Below are 21651 nucleotides of genomic sequence, written 5' to 3' on the forward strand. Positions count from 1 at the left end.
AGCGCGCCTGGCTTACCCTGCCCGCTTATTCCGCTGTTGTGCCCGGCTGGCACGCCAGCGCAGCAGAAACCCGATAACCGCAGCAAAGGCGGCAGTCGCCGCATAACCGGCGAGGCGAATCGCGTCTTCGCTCGGCAAGCGGGAGATCAACAGAACGACTACGGCGAGTGCCAGCACGGCTAGAAGTCCGATGATCCATTTCATCTCTTGTCTCCGCGACCACGGTTGTGAAGTGAGGCGCCGTTGTTGTGCGTAGCATACCTGCGCGAGACGTGAGATGAACGTCGTCGTTTACGCGGGCAAACCTCTGCCCGTGCCATGCGCCTGCTGCAAAATGAAATCGATGAATGTCGACGCCGCGCGCGTGTGATGCCGGTTCGGCATATACAGCATGTACATATGCGTGCCGAAGATGCTCAAGCGCCATTCATCGAGCGCGGTCACCACGTCGCCACGCCGCAGATCGTCCTGCACCACGTAGTCCGGCACGAGCCCCACGCCCAATCCAGCAAGCACCGCCTGGCGCAAGAACAGAAAGTTCTCGGAGATGATGCTCGGCTCCAGCAGCACTTCATGCCGTTCGTCGCGCAAATAAGCGGCCACGCGCAGTTGCCTGCCGACCACCGCCGCCGTAATCAGCGGCGCCGTGCTCAGGTCGTCGAGTTGCTGCGGCATGCCGTGCCTTTCCGCAAAATCCGGCGACGCGCACGCCACATACCGCACCGGCCCCATGTCGCGCGCGACGAGGTTTTGCGGCGGCTCGGACATCACGCGCACGGCGATATCGACTTCATCGCGCATCAGGTCTTCGACGCGGTTCTCGAACATCACATCCAGCACGATGCCCGGATAAAGCCGCTTGAACGCGATCAACCAGTCCGACATGACGAGTTGCCCGTAACCGCTCGGCACGCTCAGCCGCACGCGCCCTTGCAGGCTCTGCCCGAGCGTGGCGACGGATTCGCGCGCGGCGAGCAGCGCGTTCTGGATCGTGCGGCCATGTTCGTAGAGCTGCAGGCCGATCCCGGTCGGCTCGACGCGGCGCGTGGTGCGCCTCACCAGTTGCAGCCCGATGGACCGCTCGAGTTGGTTCAGGTGGTAGCTCACGTTCGCGCGGCTCATTTTCAGCCGGCGTGCGGCTTCGCTGAGATTGCCTGCGTCCAGAATGTCCACCAGCAAGGTCAGGGAATTGACGTCCACGGTGGCACCTTTGTCAAAGAAATTTTGACAGTCTGTCAACCGTCCATGTAATTGTCAATAAACCTTGACCGACCCACAATCGGAACATTCGCCAGACCCGGCATGCCTGGCCATGCAACCGATCACAGGAGACGACACATGACCCCCAACCCTTCGGCCGATGTTGTGACGCGCGAATTGCGCGGCAAAGTGCTGCTCGTGACCATCGACCATGCGCCGGTCAACGCGTTGTCCGCCGACGTGCGGCGCGGCCTGCTCGCTGCCGTCGAAGCCGCGGATGCCGACCAGGCCGTGGAAGCCGTGCTGATCGTCGGCGCGGGACGCAATTTCATCGCCGGCGCGGACATTCGCGAGTTCGGCAAGCCGCCGGTGCCGCCCTCGCTCCCGGACGTGTGCAACCACATCGAAGCGTGCACGAAGCCGGTAGTCGCCGCGATTCACGGCGCGGCGCTCGGCGGCGGCCTGGAAGTGGCGCTCGCGGCGCATTACCGGATCGCCGTCGACGGCGCGAAGCTCGGCCTGCCCGAAGTGCAACTCGGCCTGTTGCCGGGCGCGGGCGGCACGCAGCGCACGCCGCGCCTGATCGGCGCGCAGGCCGCGCTCGATCTGATCCTCAGCGGCCGCCACGCTAGCGCTAAGGAAGCGCTGGCGCTCGGTTTGATCGACCGCCTTGGCAGCAGCGACGATATCCTCGCCGAAGGGCTCGCCTACGTTCACGAGTTGCTGGCCGCCCACGCGCCGGTGCGCCGCACGCGCGATGCCGCGGCACTCGGCGACCGCGCCGCGAGCCTCGCCGCCGTCGCCACGGCGCGTGCGGAAACCACAAAGAAATCGCGCGGCCTGTTCTCGCCGCTGAAAATCGTCGACGCCGTCGAGGCCGCCATCGAACAGCCTTTCGACGAAGGTCTGCGGTTCGAACGCAAGCTATTCCTCGAATGCATCGACAGCCCGCAGCGCGCCGGCCTGATTCACGCGTTCTTTGCCGAGCGCGAAGTGCTCAAGGCGCCGGAAACGCGCGACGCCAAACCACGCGCGCTTAACACGATCGGCGTGGTGGGCGGAGGCACGATGGGCGCGGGCATTGCCGTCGCGGTGCTCGACGCGGGCCTGCCGGTGACGATGATCGAACGCGACGACGCCTCGCTCGCACGTGGCCGCGCGCACATCGAGAAAGTCTATGACGGCCTGATCGCCAAGGGCCGTATGAGCGCGGAGAAGAAGGCCGCGCTCATGGCGCGCTGGAGCGGCAGCACATCGTACGATGCGCTCGCCGACGCCGATCTCGTGATCGAAGCTGTGTTCGAAGATCTCACGGTCAAACAAGCCGTGTTCGCCGAACTCGATCGCGTCTGCAAAGCGGGCGCGGTGCTCGCGACCAACACGTCGTATCTCGACATCGACGCGCTTGCGGCGAGCATTTCGCGTCCCGCCGACGTGATCGGCCTGCACTTCTTCTCGCCCGCCAACATCATGAAGCTGCTGGAAGTGGTGGTGCCGAAACAGGTCAGCGCCGACGTGGTCGCCACCGCGTTCGAGCTGGCGAAAAAGTTGCGCAAGACGCCGGTGCGCGCCGGTGTGTGCGACGGTTTCATCGGCAACCGTGTGCTGGCCGTGTATCGCAGCGCCGCGGACGCCATGATGGAAGACGGCGCCTCGCCCTATCAGATCGACGCGGCCGTGCGCGCGTTCGGCTTTCCGATGGGACCGTTCCAGGTGGTGGATCTGGCGGGCGGCGACATCGGCTGGGCGGCACGCAAGCGGCGCGCGGCCACGCGCAATCCCGCGGCACGTTATGTGCAGATCTCCGATCGTTTGTGCGAGCGCGGCTGGTTCGGCCAGAAGACCAGACGCGGCTTCTATCTGTACCCCGAAGGATCGCGCAGCGGCACGCCCGATCCGGAAGTCGAGGCGATCATCGACGCCGAGCGCGCACGCGCCGGCATCACGCCGCGCAGCTTCACCGACGAAGAGATCATGCGCCGCTACATGGCCGCGATGATCAACGAAGGCGCCAACGTCGTGCATGAACGTATCGCGCTGCGGCCGTTGGACGTCGACGTCACGTTCCTGTACGGCTACGGCTTTCCGCGCTATCGCGGCGGTCCGATGAAGTACGCGGACATGGTCGGCCTGCCGAAGATCCTTGCCGACATCCGCGAGTTCGCCAATGAAGATCCGCTCTTCTGGAAGCCCTCGCCGCTGCTGGTCGAACTGGTCGAACGCGGCGCCGATTTCGCGAGCCTGAACCAGAGCGTCTGAAACGGCGCATCATCATCGACGTGCATCACGATGGCCGGCCGCGCCCCGCGCGCCGGTCGCTCAACCCTATCCGGAACACCCGCCATGGATCTGAACTTCACTCCCGAGGAAGAAGCCTTCCGCGCCGACGTGCAGGCCTTTTTGCGCGACAAACTCCCACAGCGTCTCGCCGACAAGGTGCACGGCGGCCGCCGTCTCACGCGCGACGACATGGCCGAGTGGCACGCGATTCTCAACGCGCAAGGCTGGCTCGCCAATCACTGGCCTAAAGAGTACGCCGGCCCGGCTTGGAACTCGGTGCAGAAATTCATCTTCGAAAACGAATGCGCGCTGGCCGGCGCGCCGCGCGTGGTGCCGTTCGGCGTCAACATGCTCGGCCCGGTGCTGATCAAATATGGCAGCGAAGCGCAAAAGCGTCATTGGCTGCCGCGTATTCTCGACGGCTCGGACTGGTGGTGCCAGGGCTATTCGGAACCGGGCGCCGGCTCCGATCTCGCCTCGGTCAAAACCACCGCCGTGCGCGGCATGGATGCGCAGGGCGAGCACTACATTGTCAATGGACAGAAGACGTGGACCACGCTCGGCCACTTCGCGAACATGATCTTCTGCCTCGTGCGCAGCGCCACCGACGTGCGCAAGCAGGAAGGCATCAGCTTCCTGCTGATCGACATGAATACGCCGGGCGTCGAAGTGCGCCCGATCATCACGCTCGACGGCGAGCACGAAGTCAACGAAGTGTTCTTCACCGACGTGCGCGTGCCGGTCGAGAACCTGGTCGGGGAAGAGAACAAGGGTTGGACCTACGCCAAGTATCTGCTCACGTATGAGCGCACCAACATCGCGGGCGTCGGCTTCTCGGTGGCCGCGTTCAACCGCCTGCGCAAGATCGCCGCGAAACAGCGGCGCAACGGCCGGCCGCTCGCGGAAGACCCGGCGTTCGCGGCACGCATGGCGCGAGTCGAGATCGATCTGGAGAACATGAAGACCACCAACCTGCGCGTGATCGCGGCAGTGGCGGGCGGTGGCGTGCCCGGCGCCGAAAGTTCGATGCTGAAGATCCGCGGCACCGAGATCCGCCAGGAAATCTCGTCGCTCACGCGCCGCGCCATGGGTCCGTACGCACAGCCGTTCGTCGAGGAAGCCTTGCACGACGGCTTCGAAGGCACGCCGGTCGGCCCAGACGAAGCCGCGAGCGCCGCGTCGCTGTATTTCAACAATCGCAAGCTGTCGATCTTCGGCGGTTCGAACGAAATCCAGAAGAACATCATTTCCAAAATGATCCTGGGACTGTAAGGGGCGCACCTCATGAATTTCCAGCACACCGAAGACCGCCGCATGCTGGCGGATACGCTCAACCGTTTTGTCAGTGAGCAATACGGCTTCGAGACGCGCGACCGGATCGCGCAGTCGGCGCAAGGTTATAGCGGCGATTTGTGGAACCGCTTCGCGGAGCTCGGCATTATCGGCGCACTGTTCGATGAAGCCGACGGCGGTTTCGGCGGCGGCGGCTTCGATATCGCCGTGGTGTTCGAGAGCCTCGGACGCGGCCTCGTGGTCGAGCCGTTTCTCGATACGTTGATCGTCGGTCGCGCCGTTGCGTGGAGCGGCAACGAGGCGCAAAAGGCCGCGCTAGGTGAATTGATCGACGGCTCGCGGATCGTCGCGCTCGCGCATGGCGAGCCGGACAGCCACTATGAACTTGCCCGCGTGACGACGCGCGCGCAGCGCAGCGGTGCCAAGTGGCAACTGAACGGCGCGAAAGCGGTGGTCCAGCACGGCGAGCACGCTTCGCTCTTTCTGGTCTCGGCGCGCACGAGCGGTGACGACGATAGCGAAGCAGGCGTAACGCTCTTTCTCGTGCCGCGCGACGCGGCCGGCGTCAGCGTGCGTGGCTACCGCAAGATCGACGGCGGCCGCGCGGCTGAAGTGACGTTCGCGAACGTTACGCTCGGCGACGACGCATTGCTCGGTACGGTGGACGCGGGCTTTGCCACGCTCGAATATGCGATTGGCTGCGGCGTATTGGCTCTGTGTTCCGAAGCCGTCGGCGCAATGGATGTCGCCAAGGACTACACGCTCGAATATCTGCGCACGCGCAAGCAGTTCGGCGTGCCGATCGGCAGCTTCCAGGCGTTGCAGCATCGCATGGCCGACATGCTGCTGGAAATCGAGCAGGCCCGCTCGGCGATGATCAACGCGGCGGCGGCGCTCGGCGCCGAACGCAAGGTGCGCGAGCGCGCGGTGTCGGCGGCCAAATACAGCATCGGGCGAATCGGTGCGCTAGTCGCGGAGGAATGCATTCAGTTGCATGGCGGGATCGGCATGACGTGGGAACTGCCGCTCGCGCACTACGCGAAGCGCCTCGTCATGATCGATCATCAACTCGGCGACGAGGACCATCATCTCGAACGGTTCGTCGCGCTCGGCCGCGAATGAGCGCGATGCGCGACGTAACGAAACACCAACAGCGACTTCCGCAGATACCTTGACATGACTTTCCATGGAAACCACAATGATTTCCATGGAAGCCAATCAATAGCCGAGGTACAGGTCGTGCGCAATCAGAAAAAATCGACGCAGTCCCCGCCTGCCCTTGAAATACATTTGGGTTACTGGCTGAGGCTCGTATCCAATCATGTCTCAGGCAACTTCGCTCGTGCTTTGCAGGAGCGCAGCGTATCAGTAGCCGAGTGGGTCGCCGTCAATCAGATCCAAAGGTGGCCGGATATGACGCCGGCCAAACTTGCGGACGCGATGGGCATGACGCGGGGCGCGATCTCGAAGGTGCTGGACAAGCTGCAAGAGAAAAAATGGATCTCGCGCGCAACGAGCGAGGAGGACAACCGCGTGCAGTTCCTTTCCCTGACATCCCAAGGAAAACGCGCGCTGCCCGATCTCGCGACGATTGCCGATGAAAACGACGACCACTTCTTTAGCGCGCTGGACGCTGACGAGCAGGCCACGCTTCGAAGCCTGTTGAGCAAGCTTGCGGACGTGCATCGGATAAGCAACGTTCCGGTGGCTTGATCGCCGCTCACCCACTCACGCAATTAAACGCAGCAGGCCGCGGAAGAACGGCCAGCCGCGCATGCCTCACCAGCGATAGTCGGCCTGCAACCACCATGCATGATGATCACGGTACAGGGCGCGCACGCCCGGTTGCGCGTCGAGGGGGACGGCAGACATTGAACAACCCCATTTGCAACGCGCATCTTAAATACGAACGTTCGCATTTATAACTAAATCGGCATTTTCCCGTAGCACGGAAAGGAGGCACAAAGAGTGTCTGCAACGCTGACGGCGGCCCGGGAAAGCAGCAGTTGATGAGTCTCAGGCGATCGCTGAACTGGAGCTAACAACAAGCAAACTTGGCCGATGCCGCCTGGCGCCCAATGATGGGCGCTTCACACTCAGGCCGACGCGCTGGCGTTCCGGTCGTCCATAAGCTGCACGCTAACGCGAACTCACTCCGGCGAATCCATTCCCGATTGCAGATAGTTCTGGATGCCGACCTTGTCGATCAATTCCAGATTGGTCTCGAGCCAATCGATATGTTCTTCGGTGTCGTCGAGAATATGGGTCAGTATCTCGCGCGAGATGAAGTCGCGAACCGATTCGCAATAGACGATGGCCTCCTTGCAGGTGGCCTGCGACATCTGTTCCAGCTTCAGATCGCACTCCATGATCTCTTTGGTTTCTTCGCCGATCAGCAGCTTGTGGAGGTCTTGCAGATTAGGCAGGCCGTTCAGCATGAAGATGCGCTCGATCAGCAGATCGGCGTGCTTCATCTCGCCGATGGATTCGTCATATTCATGCTTGCCGAGCTTGTCGAGCCCCCAGTGGCCGTACATGCGCGCGTGCAGGAAATACTGATTGATCGCAGTGAGTTCGTTCTTCAGTTGCGAGTTCAGGTATTCCAGGACCTTTGGGTCGCCTTGCATATGACCTCCCTGTTTCGTGTGCGAAGACCCCGGTGCCGGCGAAGGATGATTGGTCGAGCAGGCTCTTCGGTGGCATTGCACCAACACGGAACCGGCCTCACTTCTTATGTTTTTTGCCGTTATCCCAGCATAGCGCATCGAATCGGCATGGCAAAAAATGAGAATCGTTACCAATGGCCCGCGGTAAATGCTACGCCGGCGTTGACCACGCGCCGTTGGCCTGCCGCCGCAAGCGGCATGCCACGTGGGGCGCTGGCTCTTCGCCGCGCGAATCGTAGGTCGTGCCGGGCTGTGCGATGCGTTCGCAGACGTCGTAGTACGCAGGGGAAATTACCCGCCCTCGTACCACGCGACGGTTCTGCATCAGGTGCAACGTCATCCAAACGAAAAGGCGGCACGACACTAGAAAGAGTGCTTGGCTCCCCTCGATAAACGACTAGTATGGTTTGGTGAGCGCCCTCCTCGGACCTCGGGGAACACAGCCTGGATCGCGACTTATCTGTCGCACAGACCCGGCGCAGGATTTCCGCCCTGATGCCCGCTCACGACACCAATTAAATGCGGTGCGTAGTTACATGAATGCGCCCGCTTCCTCACGCTGCGCAAGAACCTGCTTGCACGTTGCAACGCAAGAGCGTTCGCCGTCGACAAGACGCCGAACCGTCTCTCATGTGTTCGTGCGGTCGATGAAACGATGTCTGTCCGGCGCGAAGGAGCGACAAAATGAACGCGAGTCTTCAGGCAATGAGATCGGGTTCCCCAGACAAGGTGGTGATTGCGCGCACGACGGATCTCGAGGACAACGGCATCAAGGCAGTGAACATCGATGGAATCGATTTGATCGTTCTCCGGGACGGCAACGCCATTTCGATTTTTCAGGGCCGCTGCCCGCATCAAGGCACTCTGCTATCCGAAGGAACCGTAAAAGATGGGCTACTAACGTGCCGGGCGCACGGTTGGCAGTTCAACTGCTCGTCAGGCTGCAAACAAGGACCGAGTGGCTCGAATCTGAAGCGCTTCGAAGCATTCGTCGACGATGGCGAAATGAAAGTCGATCGCAACGAGGTGCGCGCATGGAATGCGCAGCGCGCTGCCCCAGCGGCGACAACGCCAACTCGCAGATCTTCGGTGAGGTCGCTTTCCCAGCTTCCTGGCCCGAAGCGAGCTCCGTTTCTCGGCAATGCTTTGCAGCTACGACCCGAGAAGCTGCACCTCGTGCTCGAGCAGTGGTCCCGGGAGTTTGGCCCTGTGTACACGTTCAGGATGATCGGCCGCCCTTTCGTTGCGATCGCTGATCCGATTCTCATCAGTCAGGTCTTGCGCGATCGACCCGGAGCTTATCGCCGGTGGAACGTGATCGAAACGGTTGCGCGCGAGGTGGGCATCAACGGCGTCTTCTCGGCGGAAGGCGAGGCCTGGCGAAGGCAACGGCAACTCGTCGCAAAGGCATTGGATCCTCTGCACCTGCGTGCCTTCTTCCCGTTGCTCTGCGAGATGACACGTCGATTGCTGCACCGCTGGGAGAGAGCGGCTCGCGACCAGCAATCCATCGACATTCAGAAGGACCTGATGCGATACACGGTGGACGTCACTACCAATCTTGCGTTCGGATATGACATGGACACCATCGAAAGCGAGGGCGAGGTCATCCAGCGGCATCTCGAGGTCGTGTTCCCGATGATCAACCGTCGGATCAATGCCCCCTTCCCCTATTGGCATTACGTCAAGCTACCCGCCGACAAGACGCTCGATCGCGCCTTGATTGCCGTTCAGTCGCTCACGAAGGAACTCATTGCCGCCAACCGTGCGCGGCTCGCGCAGCGCTCGGAAGCGGACACGATGCCCACGAACCTGCTCGAAGCGCTGCTCATGGCGCAACAGGAAGGCGAGGCGCCGCTGACAGACGACGAAGTGCTGGCCAATGTGTTCACCATCCTGTTGGCCGGACAGGACACGACGGCGAACACCATCGCCTGGGTTGTGTACTTCATGGCGTCTCAACCAGACGTCCAGCGCAAAATGCAGGAAGAAGTCGATGCCGTTATCGGATCTGCGTCCATGCTCGAAGATTTCGACGCGGTTGACGCGCTCCTCTATCTGAACGCGGTAATCAGCGAGTCCATGCGGCTCAAATCCGTTACGCCCGTTCTTGCAGTCGAACCGAATTACGACGTGCAAGTGGGCGACATTGCGATCCCAAAAGGCGCGGTGCTGTCGCTATTGACGCGCGAGGCAGGACTGCAGCAAGGCGGTGACTCGGCGGCGGACGTATTCGATCCGCACCGCTGGCTCACCGGCGCAAGTGCTGCCAGTCATCATCAAGCGGGGTTCATGCCGTTCGGCTCGGGACCGCGCCTGTGTCCGGGACGCAGCCTCGCCTTGATGGAAGTGAGATCGGCAGTGGCCATGCTGTGCCGCAACTTCAACCTGTTGCAGGTCGAGGACGCGCCCGAGGTAGAGGAAGTGTTCGCGTTTTCGATGGTGCCGCGAAACCTGCGCGTCGAACTGCGTCGGCGGGGCTAGTCAATCCATCGACGCAAGTCAGGCTCCCTTCTCTGCGCGCGCTCACGAAAGCGCGTCGAGCAATGCGTACCACGCCACCCCCGCGCTGATATAAAACCGCTGCAACGCATGCAACGGCACCGGCTCGATCGAGGTCGGCGCAAGCGGCAAGCCTCTTGTCGTGCCGGCGATAAACGCGGCCAGATGCTTGCCTAACGTCGTCGCCATCGCGATGCCACGTCCGTTGTAACCGAGCGCGATAGTCACGCCTTCCGCCGGCACATGGACGTGCGGCAAGAAGTTGCGCGTAATGGCGATGCGGCCCGCCCAGCGGAATTCGTACCCGGTGCCCTTCAGCTGTGGAAACATCAACTGGGCGGCACGCTCGAGATGCGCCCAATCCGCTGCGTTGCGAGGTTCGCGAAATGGCCCGCGACCGCCCATCAGCAGACGTCCATCCGCGTCCCTGCGAAAGTAAAGCAGCAGGCGCCGCGAATCGGAAGCCACTTCGCCGCCCGGCAGAATCGTTGCGCCGACGTCGCTCGGCAGTGGCTTCGTCGCGACAATGAAGCTGTTTGCCGCGATCACCGATTGCGCAAGACGTGGCCAAAGCCCGTCGGTATAGCCGTTGGTGGCGAGCAGCACCTGTTTCGCTTCGATGACCGGACCATGCGCCGTGCGAATGCGCCATCCGTTCACGCCGCGCTCGACACTTGCGGCCCGGGTTCCGCCGTGAATCGACGCGCCCGCCGCTTGCGCCGCGCGCGCGAGGCCGCGCGCGTAGCTCAGCGGTTGCACGCTGCCCGCGCGCCGATCGACCCAGCCGCCGACGAACGCGTCCGTGCCGAGCCGCGCCGAGACCTGCGCACGGTCGAGCAGTTCGACCGGCGCGCCACGCGATTCCCACTGCCGCGCCCGCGCGTGCAGCGTGCCTAGCAGCTTGTGCGAATGGGTCGGCTGAATCCAGCCCGCGCGTGTGGCATCGCAGCGAATGCCGTAGCGCGCGATCAGATCGAAGACCGTATCCGCGGCGCCGGCCGCCATTTGCACGAGCGCCTCGCCGTCGCGCGGGCCGTAGCGTTGGATGAGTTCATCGGGATCGTATTTCAAGCCGGGAATGACCTGGCCGCCATTCCGGCCGGACGCTCCCCAACCGGGCTCGTTGGCGTCGATCACGCAGACGCGCACGCCCTGCTCCGCCAGGTGCAACGCTGTCGACAAACCGGTATAGCCGGCGCCGACGATCGCCACGTCGACCGTAATCGAGTCGTCGAGCGGCGGCGTCTCGATTGCGGGTTCCGCCGTCGCTGCCCAGAGAGACGGGGGCAACGGTTTTGCAACTTCAACCTGACTCATGATGGTATTCAAATCCGATGGGCTTCGGTCAGCGCGGGCATCTTGCCGAGAAACTCGCGCGTGCGAGCATGGCGCGGATGGTCGAACAGTTCACGCGCGCTGCCTTCTTCGTGGATCGCGCCGTCATGAAGAAAACACACACGGTCGGCCACTTCGCGCGCAAAAGGCATTTCATGCGTGACGACGATCATCGTCATACCGTCGTCGGCAAGCTGGCGCATCACGCCGAGCACTTCGCCGACCAGTTCCGGATCGAGCGCCGAGGTGGGTTCGTCAAAGAGAATCGCTTTCGGCTCCATAGCCAGCGCGCGCGCGATCGCCACACGCTGCTGCTGACCGCCCGACATTTCCGCGGGATACGCATTCATCCGATGTCCAAGACCGACCTTGTCGAGCAGATGCCGCGCCCGCTCGCGTGCCTGAGCGCGTGCTTGTTTCTTCACGAACACGGGACCCTCCAACACGTTTTCCAACGCCGTGCGATGGGGAAACAGATTGAAGCGCTGGAACACCATGCCGACCTGGGCACGCAGTTCGTGAATCTGTTTCGACTTCGCATCGACGGCGCGACCCTCGACAGTAATCGCGCCGGCGTCATGCCGCTCCAGTCCGTTGATGCAGCGTAAAAGCGTGGATTTGCCCGAGCCCGACGGACCGATCAGACACACAACCTGGCCACGTTCGACATTCAGACTGACGCCCTTCAGCACGTGCTGATCGTGAAAGCGCTTGTGAATCGAGTCGACCTTGATCATCGTTTTCCCTTCAGTCCGAGGCGGCGTTCGAGCCGCCGCAATCCATAGACGAGCGGCAGGCTGAGTCCGAGATAAAGCAGCGCGACCAGCGTGAAGACCGTCATGTTCTGAAACGTCGACGATGCAATGAGTTGCCCCGCACGCGTCATTTCGGCGACCGTGATCGTCGAGGCGAGCGACGAATCCTTGAGCATCATGACGAGCGTATTGCCGTACGGCGGCAGTGCGATCCTGAACGCCTGCGGCAACACCACGCGCCGCATGATCATCGCGCCGCGCATGCCGATGGACTGTGCCGCTTCGATCTGCCCGTGATCGATTGCCTGAATCCCCGCGCGGAAGTTCTCCGCCTGATACACCGAGTACGCGATACCGAGGCCGATGAAGCCGGCCTGGAAGGCCGACAACTGCACGCCCAGATCGGGCAGCACGAAGTAGATATAGAAGAGCTGGACGATGATCGGCAGTCCGCGAATCACGTTGATAAACGTGGCGGCTGCGTTCGACACGATGCGGTTGTCGGACACGCGCATCAGCGCGAGCACCAAACCGAGCACGGTGCTCAGAATGAACGAGCAGAAAGTGATCTCGATCGTGACGACCGCGCCTTTCAGCAGGATCGGCAGGAATTCGACGGCGTTCTGGAAGAACATGGCGGGCAGTCCTTATTCTTAAGACGGCGTCATTCCACCTGCCACTTCTTGACGATCTGCGTCAGCGTGCCGTCGGCCTTGATCTTCTTGATGCCGGCATTCAACTGCTCGAGCGTGGCCGTGTCGCCCTTGCGCACGACGAAACACAATTGGCCTTTTACCGAAGGTTGATATCCGCTGACGAGGCGCAGTTGCGGATTCGGATTGTGCTGAAGCTGATACGCAATGATCGGATGATCGCCGAAGCCCGCCTTGATGCGGCCTAACGCGACGTCCCGCATGATGTCGGCGACCGAATCGTAGGTGCGCACTTCCTTGAAGATGCCTTTCTTGTTCAAGGCGTCGACGAAAGCAGTGCCGACCTGTGCGCCGACGATTTCGCCCTTGAGATCGTCCATTGACGTGTACTGGCCTTTGTCATCGGCGCGTACGATCAGGCCTTCGCCATACGAGTAGACCGTGTCGGAAAAATCGACGACCTGCTCGCGCGCCGGTGTCTTCAGCATGGCCGCCGAGATGATGTCGATCTTTTTGGTGGTCAGCGACGGAATCAGCGACGAGAACGTGGTCTGCTCGATCTTCACATCGAAACCTGCCGCCTTGCCCGTCGCGGTAATCGCATCGACGAGCAGGCCCTGGATCGAATTGCTCTTCACGTCGAGAAAGGTGAACGGCACCCCTGTGGCCGTCGAACCGACCTCGTAGGTAGTGGCGGCCAACGACCAGGCCGGCGCACCGGCGAGCAGCAATCCTGTTGCAAAGACACCAGCGAAGCGTTTGGCGAACTGGAACATGAGTCTCTCCACGGGGTTGGCGAGGGCCGACAGGAATATCGGCAACCATCGGTTACATGATGATATTCGAATCAAAAATATCGTTTATCGTAAATTGCGTATCGATATTCGATATGCTAGTCTCGATCATGCACCTAAACAATTGGGTAATTCCATGACACGCAAGACGCCCGACGCGCGACCGGAAGCGCCTCCGGAGCCGGATGAGACGCCGGACGCACTGTTCAATCAGTCGCTGGAGAAGGGAATCGCGGTGCTGCGCGCGTTCAGTGCGCAGCGCAGATCGATGACGCTGCCGGAAGTCGCGGAGGCGACGTCCATCACCAAAAGTTCAGCGCAGCGCATGATCTACACGCTGGAGAAGCTCGGCTATGTGAGAAAGCATCCGCGTACGAAGCGGTATCAGCTCGCGCCGCGTGTGATGCAAATCGGTTTCAACTATCTTGCGGCCGACACGCTGATCGATGTCGCCAACCCGTTTCTGTCCGAACTCACCAATGTCACTGGGGAGACGACCAATCTGACCGAGCCGGACGGCGTCGACATGGTCTACGTCGCGCGCTTCGTCTGCATGAAGTTCGTGCCGATTCATATGCCCATCGGCAGTCGTATTCCGATGTACTGCACGGCGTCGGGGCGCGCGTATCTCGCGGCGCTGCCGGACGATGAGTCACGCACGCTGCTGGTGGCCAGCGATCGCGTAACGCACACGCAGTACACCGTCACGGAGCTTGAGGGCATCGAGACGCGTCTTGTGCTTGGGCGGCGCAATGGCTATGCGTTCAACCGCGAGGAGCTATTCATCGGCGATATGACGATCGCGGCGGCCGTGCTCGACGGAGAGCGCCGGCCTGTCGGTGCGGTTCATGTCGTCGCGCCGACGAGCCGCTGGACGCTCGCGGAAGCGGAAGCGCGGCTGGCGCCGGCGGTGATCGATTGCGCGCGTGGTATCAGTAGTTCGATCAGGACGCTGGTCTGAAACGGCGTGTCGCGCGGTCTCGTAGAACCGAGCAGACTGCTTACCGTCGCGTGACGGTTTTCGTCTCGGGGCTCGAAGGAGAAGGAGACGGAAATGCCATCCCTCCTTCGGCCTCGCTCCAGCGCGCGACCCAGTCGGGCAACGCCGGCGACGGCTGCGTCACGCCGGACAGTTGCAGTAACTCGGCAGTCGTCACGACACCGCCGCTTCGCTTCAGGAAGCGCGCTCGTACGACGGCCAACGCGACTTGCGCATGGTCGCGCACGAACCCTTGCTCGATGAAGATGTGCTTGTCATCCCAGCCGATCACACGGGTCTGGACGTCATAGCGGTTGCCGAGTTCGAGCGAGCGGTGAAAACGCATCGTTTCCAGCGTGACGACTGGATACCAGCGTTGTGCCTTCAATTGACGCCACAAGCCGCTGCGCATCATCAGATCGACTCGCGCCAGATCGAGGATCGTGAAATAACGGCCGTTGTTCATGTGGAGCAGCACGTCGAGGTCATTCAACCAGACGCGAAAAGGCGTGACACACGAATCGAGCACATGCAGCCGGCCGCGGCGCCGGCTGGTGAATATCAGAAGCAACAAACGAAGTAGCAGACTCATGCGAAAACCCGGTGGTAGCGACGTGCCGCACGCGGCAGTGAAACGTGCATGGTAGTCGCGTGGAGGTGATCCGGGATTGAGGTGGCAGGCAAATCTGTAGAGCGCTTGCTCGAAAACGGGCGACGTGTCAGTCGCCGTTGAGACTCCATAATTATTATGGATTCTTAAGCGCTTTTTTCGAGGCGCATTCAGGTCCGGAAAACGTACGGAGAATGCACATACCCAGCGCGGAGAAGGTTGGCGAATATTTGACCGAGCTGACCAAATGGTTACTCGATATCGGCGACAGATTGAGGCGAACGATCCAGTAACCAGATGGTAACCAACGGCAGAATAGAAAAAGGCCTTACAAGCAGTGCTTGTAAGGCCTTGATTTCTTTGGTCGGGGCGAGAGGATTTGAACCTCCGACCACCTGCACCCCATGCAGGTACGCTACCAGGCTGCGCTACGCCCCGAACAGCACAAAATTATAACAGACACTTCATTCGATTAGAACCGCCTTCTGCTAACAAAAGCGACTAGTGCCCCAACAAATCGATCACGTGCAGCAATTCCTTGCGCAACTGTTCGACGTCCACCGTGGCGGAGGCTGTGGTTGCCGCCGGCATCGCCGCGCCCTCGCCTTCCTCGACCACATCGCCCGGCGCACCGTGCCCCCCGCCGCCATGTGAATCGAGCCGGTTACGCGCGCCGTTTATCGTGAAGCCCTGCTCATACAACAACTCACGAATCCGCCGGATCAGCAGCACCTCATGATGCTGGTAGTACCGGCGATTGCCACGCCGCTTGACCGGCCTCAACTGCGTGAACTCCTGTTCCCAGTAGCGCAAGACATGCGGTTTCACGCCGCATAGTTCGCTGACCTCACCAATCGTGAAGTAGCGCTTCGCCGGAATCGGAGGCAAGACGACTTTTTCGATCGTCGCTGTCATCGTCAGTTAGCCGTCGTGGTGGGTTGCGCAGGAACGCGCCAGTCGATTAGCGCGTGAAGCTCGCTTCAGCGCCGTTCTCGACCAGCGCCTTCAGCTTTTGACTTGCATGGAACGTCACAACGCGACGCGCGGCGATCGGAATCGCCTCGCCGGTCTTCGGGTTTCTGCCGGGACGCTGGGGTTTGTCGCGCAACTGGAAGTTGCCGAACCCCGACAGCTTCACGCTGTCGCCACTCTCCAGCGCGTCGCGGATCACCTCGAAAAACGCCTCGACCATGTCTTTCGCTTCCCGCTTGTTGAGCCCGACATTGTCGAACAGCAACTCAGCAAGTTCCGCCTTGGTAAGCGTCGGCGTTTCAGTGGAAACGACGGCGGGTGATGTCGGAATTTCGCGAATCATGGCGCTGCGTTGCGCCGTAAGAAGGGCTTCGAAATCACTCGAGTTCATTTCATTCATATCTATCAAATGGCGCGCCAAGCAGAAAACAATGGATGCGGAAACAGCCGTGCAATTGTTAAATGCGGGTTATCCGCGCAACCGTGCGCCATATACTCGAGCCAGACGTTCCACCAGAGTTTGAATGGCCAGATCGACCGTTTCATCCTGAAGGGTTCCGCCAGTATCTTGCAAGGTCACACGGAACGCAAGGCTTTTCTCGTGAGCGGCCAGACCACCGGAAGTGTTTGATTTTGGACGGAATTCGTCGAAAAGCGCAACCTTCTGAACAGTCTTGCAGGCGGGTTCGGACTGGGCCTTCTGAAGCTCGTCCAGCAGTGCCTGAACCTCGATTTTCTGATCGACGACCACGGCAATATCACGCCGCACCGGCTGGAATTTAGACACTTCCGACGGAGTGGGCAATACGCGCTGCATTAATGCTTCCGCTTCGATTTCAAACAGAATCGGCGCATGCGGTAAATCATATTTTTGCATCCAGCGCGGATGCAATTCGCCAATCCAGCCGACTGCGCGGCCATTCAGTTCGATACGCGCGCTGCGTCCCGGATGCAGAGCCGGATGTTCCGCTTTGACGAACCGCGCGACCGCCGGTGCGAGCACGGCTTCCAGATCGCCCTTCACGTCGAAGTAGTCGACCGTGCGCGTCGCCGCGCCCCACTGCTCTTCGAGCGCGGGACCATACGCGAGGCCGCCGATCATCTTCGGCTGCGCGAAGCCTTCGACCGTCAGCTCCCCGGCCTTGATCGACGGATCGTGCAGGAACACGCGGCCGGCTTCGAACACGCGTACGCGATCTGCCGCGCGGCGGTTCAGGTTCGTACGCAGCACATGGATCAGGCTGCCGAACAGCGTCGTGCGCATCACCGACAACTGGCTTGCGATCGGATTCAGCAGACGTACCGGCTTGTCGTTGCCGGCGAAGTCCTGCTCCCACTCGGCATCGACGAAACTGAAGTTGACCGTTTCCGCGTAGTCGCGAGCGGCGAGCGCGTGACGGAGCACGTGAATCGAACGCTGCGTCTCGTTGGTTGCACGCATCTCGCTGGTCGCGACCGGCGGACGCGCCGGAATTTTCTCGAAGCCGTAAATGCGCGCCACTTCTTCAATCAGGTCTTCTTCGATTTCGATATCGAAACGATACGACGGCGGCATCACTGAGAACGTATCTTCATCGCGCTCGAACGACAGGCCGAGGCGCGTGAAAATTTGCGCGATTTCGTCGGCGTCGATCTTGATGCCGATGATGCGATTCGCACGCGAAACACGCATCTTCACGGGCTCGCGCTTCGGCACATTGACGAGCTGATCGTCGACCGGGCCGGCTTCGCCGCCGCAGATGTCGAGGATCAGTTGCGTGATGCGCTCGATATGATCGACGGTGGTCGCATAGTCGACGCCGCGCTCGAAGCGATGGCCGGCGTCGGTCGAGAAGTTGTATTTGCGCGAGCGGCCGCGAATGCTATCGGGCCACCAGAAGGCGGCTTCGAGATAGATGTTGGTGGTGTCGAGCGTGACCGCCGTGCTGTCGCCACCCATGATGCCCGCGAGACTTTCGATATGCTGCTCGTCGGCGATCACGCCAACCGTTTCATCGAGTTCGACCGTGTTGCCGTTCAGCAGCTTGAGCGTCTCGCCCTTGCGACCCCAGCGTACGTCCATGCCGCCGTGGATCTTGTCGAGATCGAACACGTGCGACGGACGGCCCAACTCGAGCATCACATAGTTCGAGATATCGACGAGCGCGGAGATGCTGCGCTGACCCGAACGCTCCAGACGCTCGACCATCCATTGCGGCGACTTGGCGCGCGCATTCACGCCGCGGATCACGCGACCCGAAAAACGGCCGCACAGATCAGGTGCCGAGATTTTGACGGGCAGCGTCTCGTTGAGCTTCACTTCAACCGGCTTGATCTCGAGCGGGCGCAGTGGCGCGCCGGTAATCGCCGAGGTCTCGCGCGCCACGCCGAACACCGACAGGCAGTCCGCCTTGTTCGGCGTCAGCTTGATTTCGAAAACCGTGTCGTCGAGATTGAGCGTTTCGCGGATGTCCTGGCCGATCGGCGTATCTTCCGGCAGGATCATCAAGCCGCTATGATCTTCGGAGAGCTTCAGTTCGCGTGCAGAGCACAGCATGCCCTGGCTTTCCACGCCGCGCAGTTTGGAGAGCTTTATCGCGAACGGCGTGCCGCCTTCTTCGGCCGGCGGCAGTTGCGCACCGACCAGCGCAACCGGCACCTTGATGCCGGGCGCCACGTTCGGCGCACCGCACACGATGTTCAGCGTCGCGCCCGTGCCGGCGTCGACCTGACACACGTTGAGCTTGTCCGCGTCCGGGTGCTTGACGACTTCCAGCACCTGGCCGACGACGATCTTCGAGGTCGGCGGCGCAGCCGGCCGCAGGTCTTCGACTTCGAGACCCGCCATCGTCAACGCGTGCGACAGTTCATCGGTCGTCAGTTGCGGATCGACAAAAGTTCTCAGCCAGGATTCCGGGAATTGCATGGTTCTGTGTACGTTCTGGTCAGGTTAGGTCCACGTCCGGCAGTGCTTGGCGTGACTCGGTGTTCGTGAGAATCATCGGGCCCTGCCGGGGACGCTGTGGCGGCATGCACTGCGTGCCTTGCCGCGCTCAATGCTTGTCGCGTTCGTACGCGCCAGTTCAGGCGAATTGACGCAGGAAACGCAGATCGTTTTCGAAGAACAGACGCAGGTCTTGCACGCCGTAACGCAACATGGTGAGCCGCTCGAGGCCGCTGCCGAAAGCAAAGCCGATGTAACGCTCCGGGTCGAGGCCCATGTTGCGGATCACCGTGGGGTGAACCTGGCCCGAGCCCGAAATTTCAAGCCACTTGCCGGCGTTCTTGCCCGTTTCGAACCGCATGTCGATCTCGGCCGACGGTTCGGTGAACGGAAAGTACGACGGACGGAAGCGCACGAGAATGTCGTCGCGCTCGAAGAATTTCTTGAGAAAGTCGGTGTAGACGCCCTTCAGGTCCGCGAAGCTGATGTTCTCGTCGATCCACAGGCCTTCGACCTGGTTGAACATCGGCGAATGCGTCGCGTCGCTATCCACACGGTACGTGCGGCCCGGCACGATGACCTTGATAGGCGGCGTGTTGGTGCGCGCGTAGCGAACCTGCATCGGGCTGGTATGCGTGCGCAGCAGCAGTTGGCGGCCGTCGACATCTTTGCCGTCGACGTAGAAAGTGTCCTGCATGGAACGCGCCGGATGGTTTTCCGGGCTGTTCAGCGAGGTGAAGTTGTACCAGTCGGTTTCAATCTCGGGGCCGTCGGCCACGTCAAATCCGATCGTGCGGAAAATCTGTTCGACGCGCTCCCACGTGCGCATCACCGGGTGCAGGCTGCCTGCGCCGGTGCCGCGGCCCGGCAGCGTGACGTCGATGGCTTCAGCGGCGAGGCGCTGATTCAGCAACGCGTCGGCCAGCGCCTGACGGCGGGCCGTCAACGCGGCTTCCACTTGTTGCTTGACGAGGTTGATCCGTGCGCCTTCGGTCTTGCGCGTTTCGGGATCGAGTTTGCCAAGACCCTTCAAGAGCTCGGTCAGCGCACCCGATTTGCCGAGAAAGCGCGCTTTCTCGTTCTCGAGGGTGGTGACGTCGGAGGCTTCTGCGAAGGCTTTTTGCGCGTCGGCGACAATCTGGTCCAGATCCATTGATCCCATCATTTCAACGTCAGTGTTCAATCGAAGCAAAACTGGTTCTACCAACAAAAACGGGGCTCGGTGAGGAGCCCCGTTTTTGCTGCAACGTCACCGAGACTACCGGATGTTCGCTGCAACGAACCACGCAGTTTTAATTGCCAAAAGCGCAATCAGGCTGCAACGGCGGCTTTCACCTGCTGAACGATCGCAGCAAAAGCAGCCTTGTCGAACACAGCCATGTCGGCCAGCACCTTGCGGTCGAGTTCGATCGAAGCCTTCTTCAGGCCGTTGATGAACACGCTGTACGTCATGTCGTGCTGACGCACCGCCGCATTGATACGCGTGATCCACAATGCACGGAACACGCGCTTCTTGTTGCGGCGATCGCGGTAGGCGTATTGGCCTGCACGCATGACCGCCTGCTTGGCGATGCGATAGACGTTATTGCGACGGCCGCGGTACCCCTTGGCCAGCTTGATGATCTTCTTGTGACGGGCCCGTGCGGTAACCCCACGTTTTACTCGAGGCATATTTCGCTCCTATGAGTTTCGGTTAAGGGTTAAGCGAACGGCAGCATTGCGCGCACGGAGTTCATATCTGCATCATGAACTGCCGTCGAACCGCGCAAATGGCGTTTGTTCTTGGTGGTTTTCTTGGTAAGAATGTGGCGCTTGAAGGCTTGACCGCGCTTGACGGTACCGCCCGGACGCACCACGAAGCGCTTTGCAGCACTCTTCTTGGTCTTCATCTTCGGCATGACAACTCCATTATTTGATGGATATGGGTGTGCGGTCGGCCATTGGCCATTACCCGCCCTTCGAAACCCACTCCACTTGGTATGCAGACCGCCTGAACTGCCGGCAGCCGCTTTTCGGGAAACGACGCGCATTGTACACACGTCGTTCCGAAACCTGCTGATACGGCACCGGACACCCGGCGCCGTATCGTTTCAATCTTTCCTCACAACCGGAGCGCGCGCCCCACGGCGCGCCGCCGCTCGGGTTGATTACTTCTTTTTCTTCGGAGCAAGCACCATGATCATCTGGCGCCCTTCCATTTTCGGCATCTGCTCGACCTGACCGACTTCGTCAAGGTCCGTGCGCAGGCGCTCGAGCATGCGCATACCGATTTCCTGGTGAGCCATTTCGCGGCCACGGAAACGCAACGTGATTTTCGTCTTGTCACCGTCGTCGAGGAAGCGGATGAGGTTGCGCAGCTTGACGTTGTAGTCGCCGTCGTCCGTGCCCGGGCGGAATTTGACTTCCTTGACCTGGACGATCTTCTGCTTCAGCTTGGCCTCGTGTTGCTTCTTCGCTTCCGAGTATTTGAACTTGCCGTAGTCCATCAAGCGGCAAACCGGCGGAACCGCTTGTGGAGCGATTTCGACCAGATCCACGTCTTGCTGTTCCGACATGCGGAACGCATCAGCGAGTTTCACGATGCCGAGTGGTTCGTTCTCGACGCCGACCAGACGCACCTCGGGTGCCGTAATTTCACCGTTGATGCGGTGCGCAGACTTATCAGTAGCGATGTTACGTTTCCTCTAAA

Annotated in this window: 21 protein-coding genes and 1 tRNA gene; 6 read left to right on the forward strand and 16 right to left on the reverse strand. The window is 61.1% G+C overall.

The window, feature by feature from the left end; genetic code table 11:
* Positions 1-12: 12 nt before the first annotated feature.
* Together PQR32_RS16485 and PQR32_RS16490 are read right to left on the reverse strand one after the other, a co-directional pair.
* Positions 13-204, reverse strand: a complete 192-nt coding sequence (locus PQR32_RS16485; RefSeq protein ID WP_408228638.1) for a hypothetical protein — start codon at positions 202-204, stop codon at positions 13-15.
* Positions 205-291: 87 nt separating this feature from the next.
* Positions 292-1200: a LysR family transcriptional regulator gene (locus PQR32_RS16490; RefSeq protein WP_408228641.1), complete on the reverse strand. Its 909-nt coding sequence runs from the start codon at positions 1198-1200 to the stop codon at positions 292-294.
* Between the two features lie 138 nt (positions 1201-1338).
* Between PQR32_RS16490 and PQR32_RS16495 the strand changes: the two genes are divergently transcribed.
* The 4 genes from PQR32_RS16495 (at position 1339) to PQR32_RS16510 (ending at position 6486) form a co-directional block, all read left to right on the forward strand.
* Entirely contained in the window at positions 1339-3459 is a 2121-nt protein-coding gene (locus PQR32_RS16495) for a 3-hydroxyacyl-CoA dehydrogenase NAD-binding domain-containing protein (protein WP_408228644.1), read from the forward strand.
* An 84-nt stretch (positions 3460-3543) separates the two neighbouring features.
* Positions 3544-4752 (forward strand): acyl-CoA dehydrogenase family protein, encoded by a 1209-nt coding sequence (locus PQR32_RS16500; protein ID WP_408228646.1) that lies wholly within the window; start codon positions 3544-3546, stop codon positions 4750-4752.
* Between the two features lie 12 nt (positions 4753-4764).
* On the forward strand, positions 4765-5895 hold the full coding sequence (locus PQR32_RS16505) for an acyl-CoA dehydrogenase family protein (protein ID WP_408228649.1): 1131 nt from the start codon (positions 4765-4767) through the stop codon (positions 5893-5895).
* A 54-nt stretch (positions 5896-5949) separates the two neighbouring features.
* Positions 5950-6486, forward strand: a complete 537-nt coding sequence (locus PQR32_RS16510; protein ID WP_408228652.1) for a MarR family winged helix-turn-helix transcriptional regulator — start codon at positions 5950-5952, stop codon at positions 6484-6486.
* 437 nt (positions 6487-6923) lie between these two features.
* Here PQR32_RS16510 and bfr read toward each other — a convergent pair whose 3' ends face one another.
* On the reverse strand, positions 6924-7400 hold the full coding sequence (bfr, locus tag PQR32_RS16515) for a bacterioferritin (protein ID WP_132373708.1): 477 nt from the start codon (positions 7398-7400) through the stop codon (positions 6924-6926).
* Between the two features lie 723 nt (positions 7401-8123).
* Between bfr and PQR32_RS16520 the strand changes: the two genes are divergently transcribed.
* Positions 8124-9923: a cytochrome P450 gene (locus PQR32_RS16520; protein ID WP_408228655.1), complete on the forward strand. Its 1800-nt coding sequence runs from the start codon at positions 8124-8126 to the stop codon at positions 9921-9923.
* Between the two features lie 42 nt (positions 9924-9965).
* Here the strand turns inward: PQR32_RS16520 and PQR32_RS16525 are convergent, their stop codons facing one another.
* Genes PQR32_RS16525 through PQR32_RS16540 form a run of 4 tightly spaced genes read right to left on the reverse strand, consistent with a single transcriptional unit; the run spans position 9966 to position 13460 of the window.
* The gene (locus PQR32_RS16525; RefSeq protein WP_408228658.1) at positions 9966-11258 is read right to left on the reverse strand and encodes an NAD(P)/FAD-dependent oxidoreductase; all 1293 of its coding nucleotides are present in this window, start codon (positions 11256-11258) and stop codon (positions 9966-9968) included.
* A gap of 8 nt (positions 11259-11266) precedes the next feature.
* Complete coding sequence (locus PQR32_RS16530; protein WP_408228661.1) at positions 11267-12013, reverse strand: amino acid ABC transporter ATP-binding protein; 747 nt, start codon at positions 12011-12013, stop codon at positions 11267-11269.
* The gene (locus PQR32_RS16535; RefSeq protein ID WP_132373704.1) at positions 12010-12666 is read right to left on the reverse strand and encodes an amino acid ABC transporter permease; all 657 of its coding nucleotides are present in this window, start codon (positions 12664-12666) and stop codon (positions 12010-12012) included. The genes PQR32_RS16530 and PQR32_RS16535 overlap by 4 nt, the downstream gene beginning before the upstream one ends.
* Before the next feature lie 29 nt (positions 12667-12695).
* Entirely contained in the window at positions 12696-13460 is a 765-nt protein-coding gene (locus PQR32_RS16540; RefSeq protein WP_408228664.1) for an ABC transporter substrate-binding protein, read from the reverse strand.
* 154 nt (positions 13461-13614) lie between these two features.
* Between PQR32_RS16540 and PQR32_RS16545 the strand changes: the two genes are divergently transcribed.
* The gene (locus PQR32_RS16545) at positions 13615-14439 is read left to right on the forward strand and encodes an IclR family transcriptional regulator (protein WP_408228667.1); all 825 of its coding nucleotides are present in this window, start codon (positions 13615-13617) and stop codon (positions 14437-14439) included.
* A 40-nt stretch (positions 14440-14479) separates the two neighbouring features.
* On the opposite strand, the gene PQR32_RS16550 is transcribed toward PQR32_RS16545, so the two are convergent.
* The 9 genes from PQR32_RS16550 to infC form a co-directional block, all read right to left on the reverse strand.
* On the reverse strand, positions 14480-15049 hold the full coding sequence (locus tag PQR32_RS16550) for a thioesterase family protein (RefSeq protein WP_408228670.1): 570 nt from the start codon (positions 15047-15049) through the stop codon (positions 14480-14482).
* Positions 15050-15428: 379 nt separating this feature from the next.
* Positions 15429-15505, reverse strand: a tRNA-Pro gene (locus PQR32_RS16555).
* A 63-nt stretch (positions 15506-15568) separates the two neighbouring features.
* Positions 15569-15982, reverse strand: coding sequence for a MerR family transcriptional regulator (locus PQR32_RS16560; protein ID WP_408228673.1), 414 nt, complete (start codon positions 15980-15982; stop codon positions 15569-15571).
* A gap of 46 nt (positions 15983-16028) precedes the next feature.
* Entirely contained in the window at positions 16029-16439 is a 411-nt protein-coding gene (locus PQR32_RS16565; protein ID WP_012433735.1) for an integration host factor subunit alpha, read from the reverse strand.
* Between the two features lie 69 nt (positions 16440-16508).
* On the reverse strand, positions 16509-18944 hold the full coding sequence (gene pheT / locus PQR32_RS16570; protein ID WP_408228676.1) for a phenylalanine--tRNA ligase subunit beta: 2436 nt from the start codon (positions 18942-18944) through the stop codon (positions 16509-16511).
* 157 nt (positions 18945-19101) lie between these two features.
* Positions 19102-20115 (reverse strand): phenylalanine--tRNA ligase subunit alpha, encoded by a 1014-nt coding sequence (gene pheS, locus PQR32_RS16575; RefSeq protein WP_408228679.1) that lies wholly within the window; start codon positions 20113-20115, stop codon positions 19102-19104.
* A 158-nt stretch (positions 20116-20273) separates the two neighbouring features.
* Entirely contained in the window at positions 20274-20633 is a 360-nt protein-coding gene (gene rplT, locus PQR32_RS16580; RefSeq protein ID WP_006052502.1) for a 50S ribosomal protein L20, read from the reverse strand.
* A 29-nt stretch (positions 20634-20662) separates the two neighbouring features.
* Positions 20663-20860: a 50S ribosomal protein L35 gene (rpmI, locus tag PQR32_RS16585; RefSeq protein ID WP_012433738.1), complete on the reverse strand. Its 198-nt coding sequence runs from the start codon at positions 20858-20860 to the stop codon at positions 20663-20665.
* Between the two features lie 249 nt (positions 20861-21109).
* Entirely contained in the window at positions 21110-21634 is a 525-nt protein-coding gene (gene infC / locus PQR32_RS16590) for a translation initiation factor IF-3 (protein ID WP_074263967.1), read from the reverse strand.
* Positions 21635-21651: the final 17 nt, after the last annotated feature.

Source organism: Paraburkholderia dipogonis (assembly GCF_046027395.1).
In the GTDB taxonomy this organism is placed as follows: domain Bacteria; phylum Pseudomonadota; class Gammaproteobacteria; order Burkholderiales; family Burkholderiaceae; genus Paraburkholderia; species Paraburkholderia dipogonis_A.